This window comes from Mycobacterium sp. IDUB_19 (assembly GCF_055419445.1).
In genome coordinates, this window is the sequence record NZ_JBVAXR010000018.1 from 36,265 (window position 1) to 54,422 (window position 18,158).

At 66.8% G+C, this 18,158-nt stretch carries 14 protein-coding genes; 8 read left to right on the forward strand and 6 right to left on the reverse strand.

Going from position 1 to position 18,158, the window contains the following annotated elements; translation table 11 throughout:
- Window positions 1-1,614 (reverse strand): adenylate/guanylate cyclase domain-containing protein, encoded by a 1,614-nt coding sequence (locus ACZY0B_RS15860; protein ID WP_463765087.1) that lies wholly within the window; start codon window positions 1,612-1,614, stop codon window positions 1-3.
- Window positions 1,615-1,659: 45 nt separating this feature from the next.
- Here ACZY0B_RS15860 and nucS point away from each other — a divergent pair, with 45 nt between their 5' ends.
- Complete coding sequence (gene nucS, locus ACZY0B_RS15865) at window positions 1,660-2,331, forward strand: endonuclease NucS (protein ID WP_463765088.1); 672 nt, start codon at window positions 1,660-1,662, stop codon at window positions 2,329-2,331.
- A 23-nt stretch (window positions 2,332-2,354) separates the two neighbouring features.
- Complete coding sequence (locus ACZY0B_RS15870; RefSeq protein WP_463765089.1) at window positions 2,355-2,660, forward strand: hypothetical protein; 306 nt, start codon at window positions 2,355-2,357, stop codon at window positions 2,658-2,660.
- Window positions 2,661-2,673: 13 nt separating this feature from the next.
- Here the strand turns inward: ACZY0B_RS15870 and mce are convergent, their stop codons facing one another.
- Entirely contained in the window at window positions 2,674-3,141 is a 468-nt protein-coding gene (mce, locus tag ACZY0B_RS15875; RefSeq protein ID WP_463765090.1) for a methylmalonyl-CoA epimerase, read from the reverse strand.
- Between the two features lie 78 nt (window positions 3,142-3,219).
- Between mce and ACZY0B_RS15880 the strand changes: the two genes are divergently transcribed.
- Window positions 3,220-4,401, forward strand: coding sequence for an acetyl-CoA C-acetyltransferase (locus ACZY0B_RS15880; RefSeq protein ID WP_463765091.1), 1,182 nt, complete (start codon window positions 3,220-3,222; stop codon window positions 4,399-4,401).
- A 178-nt stretch (window positions 4,402-4,579) separates the two neighbouring features.
- Complete coding sequence (locus ACZY0B_RS15885) at window positions 4,580-5,494, forward strand: co-chaperone YbbN (RefSeq protein WP_463765092.1); 915 nt, start codon at window positions 4,580-4,582, stop codon at window positions 5,492-5,494.
- Here the strand turns inward: ACZY0B_RS15885 and glgB are convergent, their stop codons facing one another.
- Complete coding sequence (gene glgB, locus ACZY0B_RS15890) at window positions 5,495-7,699, reverse strand: 1,4-alpha-glucan branching protein GlgB (RefSeq protein ID WP_463765093.1); 2,205 nt, start codon at window positions 7,697-7,699, stop codon at window positions 5,495-5,497. It lies immediately after the preceding gene.
- A 24-nt stretch (window positions 7,700-7,723) separates the two neighbouring features.
- The gene (locus tag ACZY0B_RS15895) at window positions 7,724-9,814 is read right to left on the reverse strand and encodes an alpha-1,4-glucan--maltose-1-phosphate maltosyltransferase (RefSeq protein WP_463765094.1); all 2,091 of its coding nucleotides are present in this window, start codon (window positions 9,812-9,814) and stop codon (window positions 7,724-7,726) included.
- Window positions 9,815-10,047: 233 nt separating this feature from the next.
- On the opposite strand from ACZY0B_RS15895, the gene glgP reads away from it, so the two are divergent.
- Window positions 10,048-12,657, forward strand: coding sequence for an alpha-glucan family phosphorylase (glgP, locus tag ACZY0B_RS15900; protein ID WP_463765095.1), 2,610 nt, complete (start codon window positions 10,048-10,050; stop codon window positions 12,655-12,657).
- A 5-nt stretch (window positions 12,658-12,662) separates the two neighbouring features.
- On the opposite strand, the gene ACZY0B_RS15905 is transcribed toward glgP, so the two are convergent.
- On the reverse strand, window positions 12,663-14,681 hold the full coding sequence (locus tag ACZY0B_RS15905; protein ID WP_463765140.1) for an ATP-dependent DNA helicase: 2,019 nt from the start codon (window positions 14,679-14,681) through the stop codon (window positions 12,663-12,665).
- A gap of 66 nt (window positions 14,682-14,747) precedes the next feature.
- Entirely contained in the window at window positions 14,748-16,055 is a 1,308-nt protein-coding gene (locus tag ACZY0B_RS15910; RefSeq protein ID WP_463765096.1) for a nicotinate phosphoribosyltransferase, read from the reverse strand.
- Between the two features lie 55 nt (window positions 16,056-16,110).
- Here ACZY0B_RS15910 and clpS point away from each other — a divergent pair, with 55 nt between their 5' ends.
- Genes clpS through ACZY0B_RS15925 form a run of 3 tightly spaced genes read left to right on the forward strand, consistent with a single transcriptional unit; the run spans window position 16,111 to window position 18,076 of the window.
- Complete coding sequence (gene clpS, locus ACZY0B_RS15915; RefSeq protein ID WP_463765097.1) at window positions 16,111-16,416, forward strand: ATP-dependent Clp protease adapter ClpS; 306 nt, start codon at window positions 16,111-16,113, stop codon at window positions 16,414-16,416.
- 23 nt (window positions 16,417-16,439) lie between these two features.
- Window positions 16,440-17,033, forward strand: a complete 594-nt coding sequence (gene aosR / locus ACZY0B_RS15920) for an oxidative stress transcriptional regulator AosR (protein WP_463765141.1) — start codon at window positions 16,440-16,442, stop codon at window positions 17,031-17,033.
- Window positions 17,034-17,044: 11 nt separating this feature from the next.
- A complete protein-coding gene (locus ACZY0B_RS15925; protein ID WP_463765142.1) occupies window positions 17,045-18,076 on the forward strand; it encodes a P1 family peptidase in 1,032 nt (343 codons plus the stop codon).
- Window positions 18,077-18,158: the final 82 nt, after the last annotated feature.

Genomic DNA, 18,158 nt, shown 5'->3' on the forward strand with positions numbered 1-18,158 from the left:
CTACCTGCCGATTTCCGGTGAGGCCAGCCGGGTCGGGTGGTCATGCCCGCGCAGTGTCACGGTCTCACCCAAGGACCAACGGGCGCGCTCACTTTCGCTTGCACCCTGGACGGTTTCCGCAGTCGCCAGCAATCGGCCCGGGCGTGACTTGGCCAGCTCGCACAGCCGGGCCGCCTCGTTGACCGGTTCACCGATCACGGTGTACTCGAAGCGTTCCTTGGCGCCGACGTTGCCGGCGACGACCTGTCCGGCCGCCACGCCGATACCGGCCTCGAGCTCGGGCATTTCGGCCGCCATCCGGTTGCAGATGGCGCGGGCCGCGGCCAGCGCATCGTCTTCGGGACAGTCGAGGTGATTCGGAGCGCCGAAGATGGCCAGCGATGCGTCGCCTTCGAACTTGTTGACCAGTCCGTGTTGTCGGTCGACCTCCTCGACGACGATCGCGAAGAAGCGGTTGAGTATCTGAACGACTTCGGCAGGCGGTTGGCTGGTCACCAATTGTGTGGAGCCGACGATGTCGATGAACACGACGGCGACGTGGCGTTCTTCCCCACCCAGTTTCGGTTTATCGCGTTCGGCGGCCAGGGCGACTTCGCGCCCGACGTGGCGGCCGAACAGATCGCGCACGCGTTCTCGCTCGCGCAGCCCGTCGACCATCGCGTTGAAACCGCGCTGCAGCTCGCCGAGCTCGGTGCCGTCGAACACCACCAGGTCACCCCGCAGATCGCCCTGCTCGACCCGCTTGAGAGCCGCACGCACCACCCGCACGGGTGTCGCCGTCAGCCAGGACAGGATCCACATCAGGACGAACCCGAAGATCAGCGCCGCACACGAGACGATCAGCACCGCCACGCTGAGTTGGGTCTCGGAAAGATTTCCCAGCACCAGCGCGAAGAACGCGATCAGCGCGATGCCCAGCACCGGGACACCGGAGCTCAGCAGCCAGACGGTCAGGGTCCGGCCCATGATGCCCGGAGCCAGCCGCTGTGGGGCTCGTCCGGCCTCGAGAGCTTGGGCGGCCACCGGACGCAAGGCGAACTCGGTAAACAGGTAGCTCGCGGTGGCCACCAGAATCCCGCAGATCCCCACGGAGAAACCCACGATCGGGATGAACAGTGTGTTGGTCAACCCGTACAGCGTCGTCAGCAATGCCGTGCCAATGCCCCAGAGAATGAGCACCCCGATCGCGAGCCAGAACGGGGCCAGGAAGGTGTTGCGCTCGTCGTCAAGGGTGGGCTTGCGCTCCTCGATCGCCCAGCGCAGGGCGGCCATCGTCCGGTGGGTGATCCAGTAGGCCCCGAGCGCCAGCGCGACGGCGATGTATCCGGGCGCGACGGCGAAGGTGAGCCACCGCGGCGCGTCGCTGAAGACACTGGGCGAAGGCAACGCGACGGCCAGCAGCAGCACGGCCACGCCGATCCCGATCAGGTTCGTCGCCAGGATGAAGGTGGTCAGGATGAGCTGGATTCGTACCCGGCGGCGGGCCTGGCTCTCGGACACCCGGCCTAGCAGCAGGGAACCATAGGCAGGCGTCTCTTGCAGCCGGCCGCTCTGACGTGTCACCGTCTCGAGCACCCGGCCCAAGCGTTGCGCCAAGGTCTTGTTGGCCGACATGGTGGCGCCAGCCTAATTCGTTGACGACGCTCTAAGGTGAATCGGGTGCGTCTAGTGATCGCCCAGTGCACCGTCGACTACGTTGGCCGGCTCACGGCGCATCTGCCGTCGGCGCGTAGGTTGTTGCTCTTCAAGGCCGATGGATCGGTCAGCGTGCATGCCGACGATCGCGCGTACAAGCCGTTGAACTGGATGAGTCCGCCGTGCTGGTTGACCGACGAGGTCAATGGCGAGACGCCGGTATGGGTGGTCGAGAACAAGGCGGGCGAACAGCTGCGCATCACCGTCGAGGAGATCGAGCACGACTCCAGCCACGATCTGGGCGTCGATCCCGGGCTGGTCAAGGACGGGGTGGAAGCTCACCTGCAGGCATTGCTCGCCGAACACGTCCAGCTGCTGGGTGCGGGATATACGTTGGTCCGTCGCGAGTACATGACCGCGATCGGGCCCGTCGATCTGTTGTGCCGCGACGAGCAGGGTGGCTCGGTTGCGGTGGAGATCAAGCGCCGTGGCGAGATCGACGGCGTGGAGCAGCTCACCCGCTATCTCGAATTGCTGAACCGCGACAGTGTTCTCGCGCCGGTCAAGGGAGTGTTCGCCGCGCAGCAGATTAAACCTCAGGCGCGAACTTTAGCCACCGATCGTGGGATTCGTTGCCTCACATTGGATTACGACAAGATGCGGGGAATGGACAGCGACGAGTACCGGCTGTTCTGATTTGCCCGATTAGAATTGCCGGCATGGCTCGACGCCGCACACCGCCACGCCGGCAACAGCTGCCCTCGCTGTCGCCCTTGCGTCGGGTGGAAACCGGGCCCGATGGTCACGACTACGAAGTGCGCCCGGTGGCGGGCGCGCGTGCCGTCAAGACCTACCGCTGCCCCGGTTGCGATCACGAAATCCGTTCCGGCGTCGCACATCTGGTGGTGTGGCCGGCGGACACAGCCGGAGGCGGGCCGCAAACAAGAGAAGACGATCGACGGCATTGGCACACGCCGTGCTGGACTAATCGGGCAAACCGCGGCCCGACCCGAAAGTGGTCGTGAATTCAGTGCGCGGCTAGGAAGCCTGCTCGACCAACTCGATCAGCACCCCGCCGCCGTCCTTGGGGTGGATGAAGTTGATCCGCGAGTTCGCTGTGCCGCGCCGCGGCGCCTCGTAGACCAGCCGAACGCCCTGTTCGCTCAGCTGCTCGCAGAGGGCGTCGAGGTCGCTGACCCGGACGGCCAGCTGTTGGATGCCCGGTCCGCGCTTGTCCAGGAACTTCGCGATCGTCGAGGACTCGTCGATCGGGGCCATCAACTGGATCTGCGCTGGGCCGCCGTTCGCGCCGGCCACCGACAGCATTGCTTCGCGAATTCCCTGGTCCTCGTTGACTTCCTCGTGCACCAGGATCATGCCGAGGGTGTCGTGATACCAGGCGATGGCCGCGTCGAGGTCGGCGACGGCGATGCCGACGTGATCGATCGCCGTCACCAGCGAGGTGGCCAGCAACTGACGGGCGTCAACTTGGTCGGTCGTCATCACATAAAGGTAACCTGGCGGCAAAGATTGCGCTTCTCGGGGAGGCCGAACCGGCCGTCCATGCGTCGCTAGGAGGTTGTTATGACGACATCGGTGATCGTTGCTGGAGCGCGGACCCCGATCGGCAAGTTGATGGGTTCGCTGAAGGATTTTTCGGCCAGTGATCTGGGTGCGATCGCGATCGCCGGTGCGCTGGAGAAGGCCAATGTCCCGGCTGCTGCGGTCCAGTACGTGATCATGGGCCAGGTGCTGACCGCCGGGGCCGGCCAGATGCCCGCCCGCCAGGCTGCGGTAGCGGCCGGCATCGGCTGGGACGTGCCGGCACTGAGCATCAACAAGATGTGCCTGTCCGGCATCGACGCCATTGCGCTCGCTGACCAGCTGATTCGCGCCGGGGAGTTCGACGTGGTGGTGGCCGGTGGTCAGGAGTCCATGACGAAGGCACCCCATTTGCTGATGGACAGCCGTGCCGGCTACAAGTACGGGGACGTGACGGTGCTCGATCACATGGCCTACGACGGCCTGCACGACGTGTTCACCGACCAGCCGATGGGCGCACTCACCGAGCAGCGCAACGACGTCGACAAGTTCACCCGCGTCGAGCAGGACGAGTTCGCTGCGCAGTCGCATCAAAAGGCGGCCGCGGCGTGGAAGGACGGCGTCTTCACCGACGAAGTGGTGCCCGTGAACATCCCGCAGCGCAAAGGTGATCCGCTGCAGTTCGGCGAGGACGAGGGGATTCGGGCAAACACCACCGCGGAGTCGCTGGCCGGTCTGAAACCGGCATTTCGCCGCGACGGCACCATCACCGCGGGCTCGGCGTCGCAGATCTCCGACGGGGCCGCCGCGGTCGTGGTGATGAACAAGGAAAAGGCGCAGGAGCTGGGGCTGTCCTGGCTGGTCGAGATCGGCGCTCACGGCGTCGTGGCGGGGCCCGACTCGACACTGCAATCGCAGCCGGCCAACGCGATCAAGAAGGCACTCGACCGCGAGGGCATCACCGTTGACCAGCTCGATGTGGTCGAGATCAACGAGGCGTTCGCGGCGGTGGCGTTGGCCTCTACGCGCGAACTCGGGTTGAACCCCGAGATCGTCAACGTCAACGGTGGCGCGATCGCGGTGGGACACCCCATCGGCATGTCGGGTGCCCGGATCACGCTGCACGTGGCGCTGGAACTGGCCCGCCGCGGCTCGGGCTACGGGGTTGCGGCGCTGTGCGGGGCCGGCGGCCAGGGCGATGCGCTGATTCTGCGGGCCGGCTAATCCAGGCTGACCACCGGTCAGCGTTGCTGGACGGCGACGTACCGGGATCGTTGTGATTTTGCTCATATGAGCCGAGCAGGGCCGCTCACGGCGCGGATTTCCGGCCGAATTCCCCAGTGGCGGAGCGCCCGCGCCACCGGGTGGCTCGCTAGTCGCCACACATGACAGACTTGACGGCGTGACGCGTCCGAGATCACCGATCGGGCCCGCGCTGACTGGTGCGGTCGACCTGTCCGGTCTTAAGCAGCGTGCTCAGCAGAGCGCCTCAGCCGGGGGTGCCCCGGGCCCATCAGCGCCGGCGGGGCCGGGGACCACCGAGGTCACCGAGGCCAATTTCGAAGGCGAAGTGCTGGTTCGCTCCGACGAAGTCCCCGTCGTGGTCGCGTTGTGGTCGCCGCGCAGCGAGGCCTGCGTGCAGTTGATCGACACGCTGGCCGGCCTGGCCGCCGAGGACGACGGCAAATGGTCGCTGGCCACGGTCAACGTCGACGTGGCGCCCAGAGTGGCCCAGATTTTCGGCGTCGAAGCGGTCCCCACCGTCGTCGCCCTGGCCGCCGGGCAGCCGCTGTCCAGCTTCCAAGGCGTACAGCCCGCCGACCAGCTGCGCAACTGGCTGGACCAACTGCTGTCGGCCACGGCCGGAAAGCTAAAGGGCGCAACCGGTTCCGACGACGGTGAGGAAGTCGATCCGGAGTTGGCCCAAGCCCGCCAGCAGCTCGAGGCCGGTGACTTCGATGCGGCCAAACAGTCCTATCAGGCGTTGCTGGATACCAACCCCGACAGTGTCGAGGCGAAGGCTGCGATCCGCCAGATCGACTTCCTCACGCGCGCAACCGCACAGCGTCCCGATGCCGTGGCCGTCGCCGACGCCGCTCCGGGTGACATCGAAGCCGCCTTCGCCGCAGCCGATGTGCAAATCCTCAACCAGGATGTGAGCGCGGCGTTCGAGCGCTTGACCACGTTGGTGCGCAGCACATCTGGGGATGAGCGCATCCAAGTGCGAACCCGGCTGATCGAGTTGTTCGAACTCTTCGATCCCGCCGACCCCGAGGTCATCGTCGGTCGGCGAAACCTCGCCAACGCGCTGTACTGATTACTCGGGTTCCAGCCACAGGGCCGACGTGGGCGGCAACACCAGCAGCGCCGAGGCCGGGCGGCCGTGCCACGGGTCGTCGGTGGCGTCGACACCGCCGAGATTGCCGATTCCGGAACCGTTGTAGTCCGTCGCATCGGTGTTGAGCACCTCGCGCCAGCGGCCCGCGGTGGGCAGGCCGAGCCGGTAGCCGCTATGCTCCGCGCCCGCGAAATTGAATACGCATGCCATTACCGAGCCGTCGTTGCCGTAACGCAGGAAGCTCAGCACGTTGTTGCCGGAATCGTTGGCGTCGATCCAGGAATAGCCTTCGGGCGTGGTGTCGCGGCTCCACAGCGCAGCATGGTCGCGGTAGATGGCGTTGAGGTCGCGCACGAAACGCAGCACCCCGTTGGAGAAGCCTTGCTCGTCGAGCTGCCACCAGTCCAAACCGCCCTGCTCGGACCATTCTGCGCGCTGGCCGAATTCCTGGCCCATGAACAGCAATTGCTTACCGGGGTGGGCCCACTGGTAGGCGAGCAGGCTGCGCAGTCCGGCGGCTTTGACGTGATTGTTCCCCGGCATCCGGCCCCACAGTGTGCCCTTGCCGTGCACCACCTCGTCGTGGCTGAGCGGTAGCACGTAGTTCTCGCTGAACGCATACAGCATCGAGAATGTCATCTCGTGATGGTGGAAGCTGCGGTAGATCGGATCGCGGCTGATGTAGTCGAGCGTGTCGTGCATCCAGCCCATGTTCCACTTCATCGAAAAGCCCAGGCCGCCAAGGGTGGTCGGCCGCGTTACACCGGGCCACGACGTCGACTCCTCGGCGATCGTGACGATACCCGGCGCGGCCTTGTGGGCCGTGGCGTTCAGCTCCTGCAGGAACTGCACCGCTTCGAGGTTTTCGCGCCCGCCATAGATGTTGGGCGTCCAGCCGCCCTCGGGGCGTGAGTAATCCAGGTAGAGCATCGACGCCACGGCGTCCACCCGTAAGCCGTCGATGTGGTACTCCTCGAGCCAGTACAACGCGTTGGCGACCAAGAAGTTGCGTACCTCGCGGCGGCCGAAGTCGAAAACGTAGGTGCCCCAGTCGAGTTGCTCGCCGCGATTGGGGTCGGAATGCTCGTAAAGCGGTGTGCCGTCGAAGCGGCCCAACGCCCATGCGTCTTTGGGGAAGTGCGCCGGGACCCAGTCCACGATGACGCCGATGCCCGCCTGGTGCAGCGCATCGACGAGCCCCCGAAAATCATCCGGAGTGCCGAATCGTGATGTCGGCGCGTAGTACGACGTGACCTGATAGCCCCACGATCCGGCGAAGGGATGCTCGGCCACCGGCAGCAGCTCGACATGGGTAAACCCATGCTCTACAACATAATTCGTCAGTTCAGTGGCGAGCTGGCGGTAGGTCAGCCCCGGTCGCCACGAGCCGAGATGCACCTCGTAGGTGCTCATCGGCTCGAACACCGGATTGCGCTGTGCGCGCTGCGTCATCCAGTCTTCGTCGGTCCAGGTGTACCTGCTCGTCGTCACCCGCGACGCGGTGTGCGGCGGTACCTCGGTGGCGAAGGCGAACGGGTCGGCCCGTTCGGTAACGACGCCGTCGGCGCCATGTACGCGGAACTTGTACAGACCGTCGGCCGGGAATTCGGGCCAGAACAACTCCCACACCCCGGTGGAGCCCAGCACCCGCATCGGGGCTTCGGTGCCGGTCCAGCCGTTGAATTCACCAATCAAGCTGATGCCCTGGGCGTTAGGCGCCCACACGGCGAACGACACGCCGTTGACGACGCCGTCGGCCGTGGTGAACGAGCGGGGATGGGCGCCGAGGACTTCCCAGAGTCGCTCGTGCCGGCCCTCGGAGAACAGGTGCAGGTCGATCTCGCCCAGCGTGGGCAGGAAGCGGTAGGCGTCGGCGGTGACGTAGCCGCCGGAGCCGTAGTCCACCCGCAGCCGGTAGTCGATCAGATTCGTGAACGGCAGCGCGACAGCGAACAAGCCGGATTCGAGGTGCTGCAGTCCGAACTCGTCGTCACCGACGAGCGCGACGACTTCCTGCGCATGCGGGCGGAATGCCCGGATGACCGTGTGGTCGCCGTACTCGTGAGCGCCCAGGACGCTATGTGGATTGTGATGGGTGCCGGCCACCAGGCGGGCCAGGTCGCCCGGGTCGGGCGCCAGGTGCGTGGTGGCGGGTTGATCGGTTCGGCTCTCGGTTCGACTCATGCTTGTATCCCCTTCCGGGCCCTGTTACCTCCTGCGCAGCAATGTGTTTCGAGATTCCTGCGGGATGAGTGGCATATTGATGATGTGGGCGACAGCCTGTCCGGGATCGATGCGAACGTAATTTGACTGCCCCCACTGGAATTCCTGGCCTGTTATCTCGTCGCGCACCCAAAACCGCTCATAGGGCTCCATACCCAATGCCGCCATGTCTAACCACACCGTGCCTTCCTCGGGCCCGAATGCGTTGAGCGTCACCACCACCAACACGCAGTCTCCGGTGGCCGGGTCGAACTTGCTGAAGGCCAGCAACGCGTCGTTGTCGACGCCGTGGAAATAGATGGTGCGTAGCTGCTGCAGTGCAGGATGTACTCGGCGAATTGCGTTGAGACGAGCGAGGAACGGCTCGAGCGACCTGCCCTCGGCGAGCGCGGCGGCGTAGTCGCGCGGACGCAATTCGTACTTCTCCGAGTTCAGGTATTCCTCGCTGCCCTCGCGTACCGCGCGGTGTTCGAACAGCTCGTAGCCCGAGTAGACGCCCCAGGCCGGACTCATCATGGCCGCCAGCACAGCGCGGACGGCGAACATGCCGGGACCGTTGTGCTGCAGGATGGCGTGCAGGATATCGGGGGTGTTGACGAACAGGTTCGGGCGCCGGAAGTCCGCGAGCGCGGAAATGTCGTTGCCGAATTCGGTGAGTTCCCATTTGGCGGTGCGCCAGGTGAAGTAGCTGTACGACTGGGTGAAGCCGAGTTTGGCCAGTCCGTACTGGCGGGCCGGCGGGGTGAACGCCTCGGACAGGAACAGCACGTCGGGATCGGTGTCTTTGACCTGAGCGATCAGCCACGCCCAGAAGTCGGGCGGCTTGGTGTGCGGGTTGTCGACCCGAAAGAACTTGACGCCGTGGTCAATCCAGTGCCGGACCACGCGCAGTACCTCGTCGTAAAGGCCCGCTGGATCGTTGTCGAAGTTGAGCGGATAGATGTCCTGGTATTTCTTCGGCGGATTCTCCGCGTAAGCGATGGTGCCGTCCGGCAATTCGGTGAACCATTGCCGGTGATCGCGCGCCCAGGGGTGATCCGGGGCGCATTGCAGAGCCAGGTCCAGGGCGACCTCCATGCCCAGATCGCGTGCCGCGGCAACGAATTTGTCGAAATCGTCGATGGTGCCCAGGTCCGGATGAATCGCGTCGTGGCCGCCTTCGTCGCTACCAATTGCCCAGGGAGATCCCACATCTGTCGGAGCGGCGGTGGGGGAGTTGTTGCGCCCCTTGCGGTGTACCTTGCCGATCGGATGAATCGGCGGCAGGTACACGACGTCGAATCCCATGTCGGCGATGCGCGGAAGATCCGCGGCTGCCGTGGCGAAGGTGCCGTGCACCGGGTTTCCGTCGGTGTCCCAGCCGCCGGTCGAACGCGGAAACATCTCGTACCATGAGCCGAACCGGGCCAGCGGCCGATCGACCCAAACCCCGTACTGCTCGCCGCGGGTGACGATTTCGCGCAGCGGGTAGCTGTCCAGGATCTCCTCGATTTCGGGAGCCAGCGCCAGCGCGCTGCGCGTCACCGGGTCGCCGGGGGCCCGCAGCGCGGCCGCGGCAGCCAGTAGCGGATCGCGATTCGCGCGGGGGACCCCGGTCGCGGCGCGCTCGCACAGCCCGGCACCCACCAGGAGATCGTTGGACAATTCCTTTTCGCCTTGTCCGGCGTCCAGCTTGGCGAGCAGTCCGTGCCGCCAGGTGTGCATCGGGTCGCCCCAGCCGTCCACGCGGTAGGTCCAGAGCCCAACCCGGTCGGGGGTGAATTGACCATGGAAAACGAAAGGTTCCAGGCCCATCGTCATCGGCAGCTGCAGCGGTTTGATGCGCTCGGCAGGCTTGGTGTCCAGCGGCGACGCCAGCTTTTCGGGCGCCTGGACCGCTGTGACCCGGCGGGTCTCGGTGACCTGCGGGTAGCGCGGCCCCAGGTAGCGCACGACCAGGGTTGCCGCCACGGCGTCATGGCCTTCTCGCCAAACTGCGGCGCTGACCGGGACCGTCTCTCCGACCACCGCCTTGGCGGGGTATGCGCCGCAGGAAACGACGGGCTGGACGTTATCGATCTCGACGCGACCGGGCACCACCACTCCGTTCCGTCCGATTGTTTGCGGGCAAACCGCGGATTGTGCTGCGTCGCGGACCGCCTGCCGTGTGAGGAAACATCGTCTCGTGGGGAAAGTTCCTGTACCGGGGAAGCGTCTTTGCGGCCCCAGTAACTACCCGTACCCACCCTAGTGTCTGGTCACACACGCGCGACGGCGAACGGTCGACACTCAACCTGCGAGCCTGGCGATCGTCAGTAAGGTGGTGACGTGTGAAAGCCCTCCGTCGCTTTACCGTCCGCGCCCACCTGCCCGAGCGCCTTGCCGCACTCGAACAGCTGTCCATTAATTTGCGATGGTCCTGGGACAAAGCGACGCAAGACTTGTTCGCGAGCATCGATCCGACGCTGTGGGCGACTTGCGGCAGCGATCCGGTGGCGTTGCTGGGCGCGGTCAACCCTGCGCGTCTCGATGAGTTAGCGCTCGACGAAGAGTTCCTGCGTTGGCTAGACGAGCTGTCCGCCGACTTGAACGACTACCTGAGTCGTCCGCTGTGGTATCAGCAACGGCAGCAGGACGGTATTGCGATGCCGACCGGTATCGCGTACTTCTCGATGGAGTTCGGCGTTGCCGAGGTGCTGCCCAACTACTCGGGCGGCCTGGGCATCCTTGCCGGTGATCACCTCAAGTCCGCGTCCGATCTGGGCGTCCCGCTGATCGCGGTCGGCCTGTACTACCGCTCCGGATACTTCCGGCAGTCGCTGACCGCCGAAGGCTGGCAAAACGAGACCTATCCATCGCTGGACCCGCAAGGGCTCCCGCTGCGATTGCTCACCGATGCCGCCGGGGATCCCGCGCTGGTGGAACTGACGCTGCCCGACTCCGCGCGCCTGTCCGCTCGGATCTGGGTGGCACAGGTGGGCCGGGTTCCGTTGCTCCTGCTGGATTCCGACGTCCCCGAAAACGAGCACGAACTGCGCAGCGTGACCGACCGGCTGTACGGCGGCGACCAGGAACACCGGATGCGCCAGGAGATCCTGGCCGGCATCGGTGGGGTGCGGGCCATTCGCGCCTTCACCGCCATCGAGGGCCTGCCCGCGCCCGAGGTGTTCCACATGAACGAGGGGCACGCCGGGTTCCTCGGCACCGAACGCATTCGCGAGCTGATCACCAATTCGGGGTTGGACTTCGACACCGCTCTGACGGTGGTGCGATCCAGCACCGTGTTCACCACCCACACGCCGGTGCCCGCCGGCATCGACCGCTTCCCGGTCGACATGGTGCGCCTCTACTTTGACGACCACACCGACGCGGACAACGACGATCAGGAGCCCGCGTTGCTGCCCGGTGTACCGATCGATCGGGTGATCGCGCTCGGTGCCGAGGACGATGAGACCAAGTTCAACATGGCGCACATGGGCTTGCGGCTCGCGCAGCGTGCCAATGGTGTCTCGCTGCTGCACGGCCAAGTGAGCCGGGCCATGTTCAACGAGCTCTGGCCGGGATTCGACCGGGCCGAGGTGCCGATCGGGTCGATCACCAACGGGGTGCACGCCCGCACCTGGGCGGCGCCGCAATGGCTGCAGCTGGGCCGCGAGCTGGCCGGGTCGGACTCGTTCAGCGACCCGGGTGTGTGGTTACGACTGCGCGAGGTCGACGCCGCCCATCTCTGGTGGATCCGCTCCCAACTGCGGTCGCTCCTGGTCGACGACGTGCGGCGCCGGCTGCGCCGTTCGTGGCTGGAGCGCGGCGCGTCGGATGCTGAATTGGGATGGATTGCAACGGCTTTCGATCCAGACGTGCTCACAGTCGGGTTCGCTCGACGGGTACCGACGTACAAGCGCTTGACGCTGATGCTGAGCGACCCCGACCGTCTGGAACAGCTGCTGCTCAACAAAGAACGGCCGATCCAGCTGATCGTCGCCGGAAAGTCACACCCCGCCGACGACGGGGGCAAAGCCCTGATCCAGCAAGTGGTGCGCTTCGCCGACCGGCCCGAGGTGCGCCACCGCATCGCGTTCTTGCCCGACTACGACATGTCGATGGCCCGGGTGCTGTATTGGGGCTGCGACGTCTGGCTGAACAACCCGCTGCGGCCGCTAGAAGCCTGTGGCACTTCGGGAATGAAGAGCGCGCTCAACGGCGGGCTGAACCTGTCCATCCGCGACGGCTGGTGGGACGAGTGGTACGACGGCGAAAACGGTTGGGAGATACCGTCGGCCGACGGGGTCAGCGACGAGGCGCGTCGCGACGAGCTGGAATCCACCGCCCTTTATGGCCTGCTCGAACAAGCGGTGGCGCCGAAGTTCTACGAGCGCAACGAACACGGGGTGCCGCCGCGCTGGATCGAAATGGTGCGGCACACCCTGCAAACGCTCGGGCCTAAGGTGCTGGCTTCCCGGATGGTCCGCGACTATGTCGAGCAGTACTACACGCCGGCGGCGCAGTCGCTCCGCAAGACCATCGCCGACAGCGGTGACGGCGCGTTCGGCGCCGCGCGTGAGCTGGCCGACTATCGGCGGCGCGCCGAGCGGGCGTGGCCCAAGGTCCATATCACCGACGTCGATTCCACCGGCTTGCCCGATACTCCCGTGCTCGGCTCGAAGCTCACCCTGACCGCGACCGTGCAGCTGGCCGGTCTCGCGCCCGACGAGGTCACCGTGGAGGCGGTGGTCGGCCGGGTCGATTCCGGCGATGCGCTGCTGGACCCGGTCACCGTCGAAATGTCGTACACGGGCACCGCCGAAGGCGGCAACCAGGTCTTCTCGACGACGACCTCGCTGCCGGTGGCGGGTGCGGTCGGATACACGGTCCGGGTGCTGCCGCATCACCCGATGCTGGCGGCCGGCAGCGAGCTCGGCCTGGTCGCCCTGGCCGGATAACCGGGTCAGACGGACAGGCCGTCCGGCGTGGCGCGCAGCCGTTCCAGGGCGCCGCGGACCTGCGCGGCGTCGGTGGTTTGCCAGAACGGCGGCAGCGACGCGCGCAGATAGCCGCCGTAGCCGGCGGTGACCATTCGCGAGTCGAGGACTGCCACCACGCCGCGGTCGGTGACGCGGCGCAGCAGCCGACCCGAGCCTTGCGCGAGCAACAGCGCCGCATGGCTGGCCGCGACGGCCATGAAGCCATTGCCGCCCCGGGCGGCCACCGCGCGCTGGCGGGCACTCAGCAGTGGGTCGTCCGGCCGCGGGAACGGGATCCGGTCGATCAGCACCAACGACAGCGACGGCCCCGGCACGTCGACGCCCTGCCATAGTGACAGCGTGCCGAACAGCGAGGTCTGGACGTCGGCGCTGAACTGTTCGACCAGCGCCGAGGTGCTGTCGTCGCCCTGACACAACACCGGCGTGGACAGCCGTTCGCGCATGGCGTCGGCGGCGGCCCGGGCGGCGCGCATCGACGAGAACAAGCCCAGGGTGCGCCCGCCGGCGGCGGTGATCAGTTCGGCGATCTCGGTGAGCTGCTCGGCCGAGCCGGTGCCGTCGCGCCCCGGCGGCGGCAGATGCGCTGCCACATACAGGATTCCCGCCTTGGCGTGGTGGAACGGCGAGCCGACGTCGAGGCCACTCCATGACGGGTAGGCCGTGCTTTCGTCGGGTCCGGTCAGACCCCACGCCGAGGCCATCGCGTCGAAGGAACCGCCGACCGTCAGCGTGGCCGAAGTCAGCACGGTCGTCGACCGCGTGAACACATGGTTGCGCAGCAAGCCGGCCACCGTCAGCGGTGCCACCCGTAACACGGGTCGCGGTGAACCCCGGACGTCCTCGTGGTCCAGCCAGACCACTTCGGTGCGATCGGGGATCGCGGGCCCGAACGACGTCAGGATCCGCGACGCGGTATCGGTGATCTCGCTCAGTGCCGCAACGGCTTCCGCGCGTGCGGCGGCTGCCTTCGCATCGCTGGTGGTGTCGATGTCGGACCGCGCCGCGCTGGCCACGTCACGCAGCGCCCTCAGGTAGGTCGCCATCTCGTCGTCGAGGTGGTCGATACGACCCGGTGTGGCGTCATGGATGGCCGCGGCGAAGGTGGCGGTTGTCGCTTCCAGGCGCTGGATCAACTCCGGATTCACTAATCGGGTGATCCGCCGCGCGGCGACACCAAGGCCGGCCGATGTCAGCTCCGCGGTGGCCACCGACGTCACCCGGTCGACCAGCTCGTGCGCTTCGTCGACCACCAACAGCGAATGTTCGGGCAGCACTGTCGATTCGGAGACCGCATCGATGGCCAGTAGGGCGTGATTGGTGACGACGACGTCCGCCACGCCGGCGCGGCCGCGCGCGCGTTCGGAAAAGCACTCCGTGCCGAACGGGCAGCGGGCCACACCGAGGCATTCGCGCGCGGAGACGCTGACCTGGGACCAGGATCGTTCTGGCACACCGGGTTTGAGATCGTCGCGGTCACCCGAGTCGGTCGTTGAGGCCCAGGCGGTGAGCCGCTGCACGTCGCGGCCCAGGGCGCTGGCCGCCATCGGGTTGAAGAGCTTCTCTTGTGGCCGTTCCTCGTCGCCATCCGGCTCTTCGGTGGAGCCGTTGTGGATCTTGTTCAGGCACAGATAGTTTCGCCGCCCTTTGAGCAACGCGAACCGCGGCGAATGCGGGAGTGTGTCGGCCAGTGAATCGGCCAGTCGCGGCAAGTCGCGATCGACAAGTTGACGCTGCAGGGCGATCGTCGCCGTCGAGACCACAACCGGCGTCTCGTCGGTGATCGCGTGGACGATCGCGGGAATCAGGTACGCCAGCGACTTGCCGGTCCCGGTGCCCGCCTGCACGGCAAGGTGCTCACCGGTTTCGAATGCTCGCGCGACCGCCTCGGCCATTTCCAGCTGGCCGCTGCGTTCGCTGCCGCCGAGCGCAGCCACGGCGATGGCCAGCAGCTCGGGCACGGATGCGGACACGTCTGACGTGATAACTCCCTTGGTTGCGCGCGGATTCGGCCACGTCTTGAGTAGCTCCAAGTTATCGGAATCCGGTGATCACACCGGGATATGCACCGTCGGAATCGCCGGGTCGCCGTGCGCCAACTTCAGGCCCTCCCACGGCAGGCTGTGCAGGCCGGATGCCACCAGTTGCCGGGCGGCGGCCAGGGTCGCGTGGTCCGTGCCGGCCACCACTTCGCCGCCGCGGACCAGCGGGGCGGTCAGCACCCGGAACGGTTCGGTGGTCTGGGGTGGATTGCCGGCCGGATAGACGACCTCTTCGGTGATCGTGCCGGTCGGGCGGGACAGTCGCAGGGCTTCCTTGTGGCCGCCGTGGGATTCCTTGTGGCTGCTGCGTTTCTGCACCGGTATGCCGTCCACGTCGACCAGCTTGTAGACCATGCCCGCGGTCGGGGCGCCCGAGCCGGTCACCACCGACGTGCCGGCGCCGTAACTGTCCACCGGCTCGGCACGCAGCGCGGCGATGGAGAACTCGTCGAGATCGCCGGACACGACGATGCGGGTGCGGGTAGCGCCCAGCCGGTCGAGTTGCTCACGCACCTGGCGGGCCAGCACACCGAGCTCGCCGGAGTCCAGCCGCACCGCCCCGAGCGTCGCCCCGGCGGCGGCCACGGCATTGGCCACCCCGGTTGTCACGTCGTAGGTGTCGACCAGCAGCGTGGTGCCCACGCCCAGCGCGTCGACCTGAGCGCGAAATGCCGCGAGCTCATCGGGCCCACCCTCGCCGGTGTGCAGCATGGTGAATGCATGCGCGGCGGTGCCTTCGGCGGGTACTCCGTAGCAACGCTGCGCTTCCAGGTTGGATGACGCGGCGAACCCGGCGATGTAGGCGGCGCGGGCCGCGGCGACGGCGGCGCGTTCGTGGGTTCGGCGTGATCCCATCTCGATCAGCGGACGTCCGCCGGCCGCGCTGACCATCCGCGCCGCCGCCGACGCGATGGCGGTGTCGTGGTTGAAGATCGACAGCGCCAGCGTTTCGAGCACCACGCATTCGGCGAAGCTGCCCCGCACCGACAGCACCGGAGACCCGGGAAAATACAGCTCGCCTTCGGCGTAACCGTCGATATCGCCGGTGAAGCGGAAATCGCGAAGATAATGCAATGTGTCCGGGTCGAGGAATTGTGCCAGCAACTGGCATGCGTCGTCGTCGAATCTGAACTGCGGCAAAGCTTCCAGCAAACGACCGGTGCCCGCGACCACGCCATACCGCCGGCCCTCGGGAAGACGGCGGGCGAACAGTTCGAATGTGGTCCGGCGCTCGGCCGCCCCGTCGCGCAGCGCCGCTGCCAGCATCGTCAACTCGTACTTGTCGGTCAACAGCCCAGCTAAGGCCGGCTCGTTCATCCCGCAACGGTAACGGCTGACCGCGGGCAGCCGGTCTCTCGGTATCCTGGAGGCCATGGTCGTTGCGTCAGCGCCTACCAAGCCCGGCACCACCGGGCAACGCGAGTCCGCTCCGGTCGAGGTGACGGCCAGTCCATGGGTCACCATCGTGTGGGACGATCCCGTCAATTTGATGACCTACGTGACGTATGTGTTCCAGAAGTTGTTCGGCTACAGCGAGCCGCATGCCACCAAACTGATGATGCAGGTGCACAACGAAGGCAGGGCAGTGGTGTCGGCCGGTAGCCGGGAGTCAATGGAAGTCGACGTGTCCAAGCTGCACGCCGCCGGTTTGTGGGCGACGCTGCAGCAGGACCGGTGAGATCGCGGGCATCCGGGTTTCTTGTGCGCAAATGGAAGCGGGTCGAGACCGCAGACGGCCCCCGGTTCCGGTCGTCTTTGGCTCCGCATGAGGCCGACCTGCTCAAGAACCTGGTCGGCGCGTTGATCGACTTGCTCGACGAACGCGAATCTGCTTCGCCGCCAGACGAACTCGAGGAGATCACCGGCATCAAGACCGGAAATTCCGAACCTCCCGGAGATCCGACGCTGCGGCGGCTGTTGCCCGATTTCTACCGATCGGACGTCGAGCATGCCTCGGGCGCTGGGATCGAGACGCCCGAAGGTCTCAATGCCGCGCTGCGCAATCTGCACGAGCCGGAGATCATCGACGCCAAACGTGTTGCGGCACAGCAGTTATTGGGCACGGTTCCGCAAAGCGGCGGACGGTTCGAGCTGTCCGAGGACCAGGCGAATGCCTGGATTTCGGCCGTCAACGACATTCGGCTGGCGCTGGGGGTCATGCTCGAGATCGGGCCGGACGGGCCGGAACGGCTGCCGCCCGAACATCCGATGGCCACGCATTTCGACGTCTACCAGTGGCTGACCGTCCTGCAGGAGTACCTGGTCCTGGTGCTGATGGGGCACCGGTCATCTTGATGGCCGACCGGATGAACTCGCTCGCCGATGTCGGCGGCATTCGCGTAGGCCACTACCAGCGGCTGGACCCCGATGTGTCCATGGGCGCCGGGTGGGCCAGCGGCGTCACCGTGGTGCTGACACCGCCGGGGACCGTCGGCGCGGTCGATTGCCGCGGCGGCGCGCCCGGGACGCGCGAGACCGATCTGCTGGACCCCGCCAACACGGTGCGGTTCATCGACGCGGTGCTGCTCGCCGGGGGCAGCGCCTACGGTTTGGCGGCCGCCGACGGTGTCATGCGCTGGCTGGAGGAACACGAGCGAGGCCTGGCGATGGATGGCGGCGTGGTGCCCATCGTGCCGGGCGCGGTGATCTTCGACCTGCCGGTCGGCGGCTGGGCTTGCCGGCCGACTGCGGAATTCGGTTACGCCGCGTGCGAGGCCGCCGGCGCCGAGATGGCCCTCGGCACGGTCGGCGCCGGTGTGGGGGCGCGGGCCGGCGTACTCAAGGGCGGTGTCGGAACGGCGTCGACGACGCTGTCCTCCGGCGTTACCGTCGGCGCGGTCGTCGTGGTCAATTCCGCCGGCGACGTCGTTGACCGGGCCACCGGGCTGCCGTGGATGGCTGACTTGATCGAGGAGTTCGCGCTGACGCCGCCACCGGCCGACCAGATCGACGCGCTCGCGCAGCTGCGTTCTTCGCTCGAACCGCTCAACACGACGATCGCCGTGGTTGCGACCGACGCGGCGCTGAGCTCGGCGGCGTGCCGGCGCATCGCGATCGCCGCCCAGGACGGGCTGGCCCGCACCATCCGGCCTGCGCACACCCCGCTGGACGGCGACGCGGTGTTCGCCCTGGCCACCGGGGCGGTCGAGGTGCCACCGCCGGCGGATGCGCCCGCCGCGATGTCTCCGGAGACGCGGTTGGTGACCGAGGTGGGCGCCGCGGCGGCCGATTGCCTGGCCCGCGCGGTGCTGGTCGGCGTGCTGGCGGCCGAGTCGGTCGCCGGAATACCGACCTATCGCGACACGTTGCCCGGTGCATTCGGGAAGGGGAGCAGCTGACGTGGTGGCCGGCACCGAGGGCTCCGATCGTCCCGAACGCCACATTCCGATGGCCAACGCCGAGCGCTCGCCGACGTTCTAC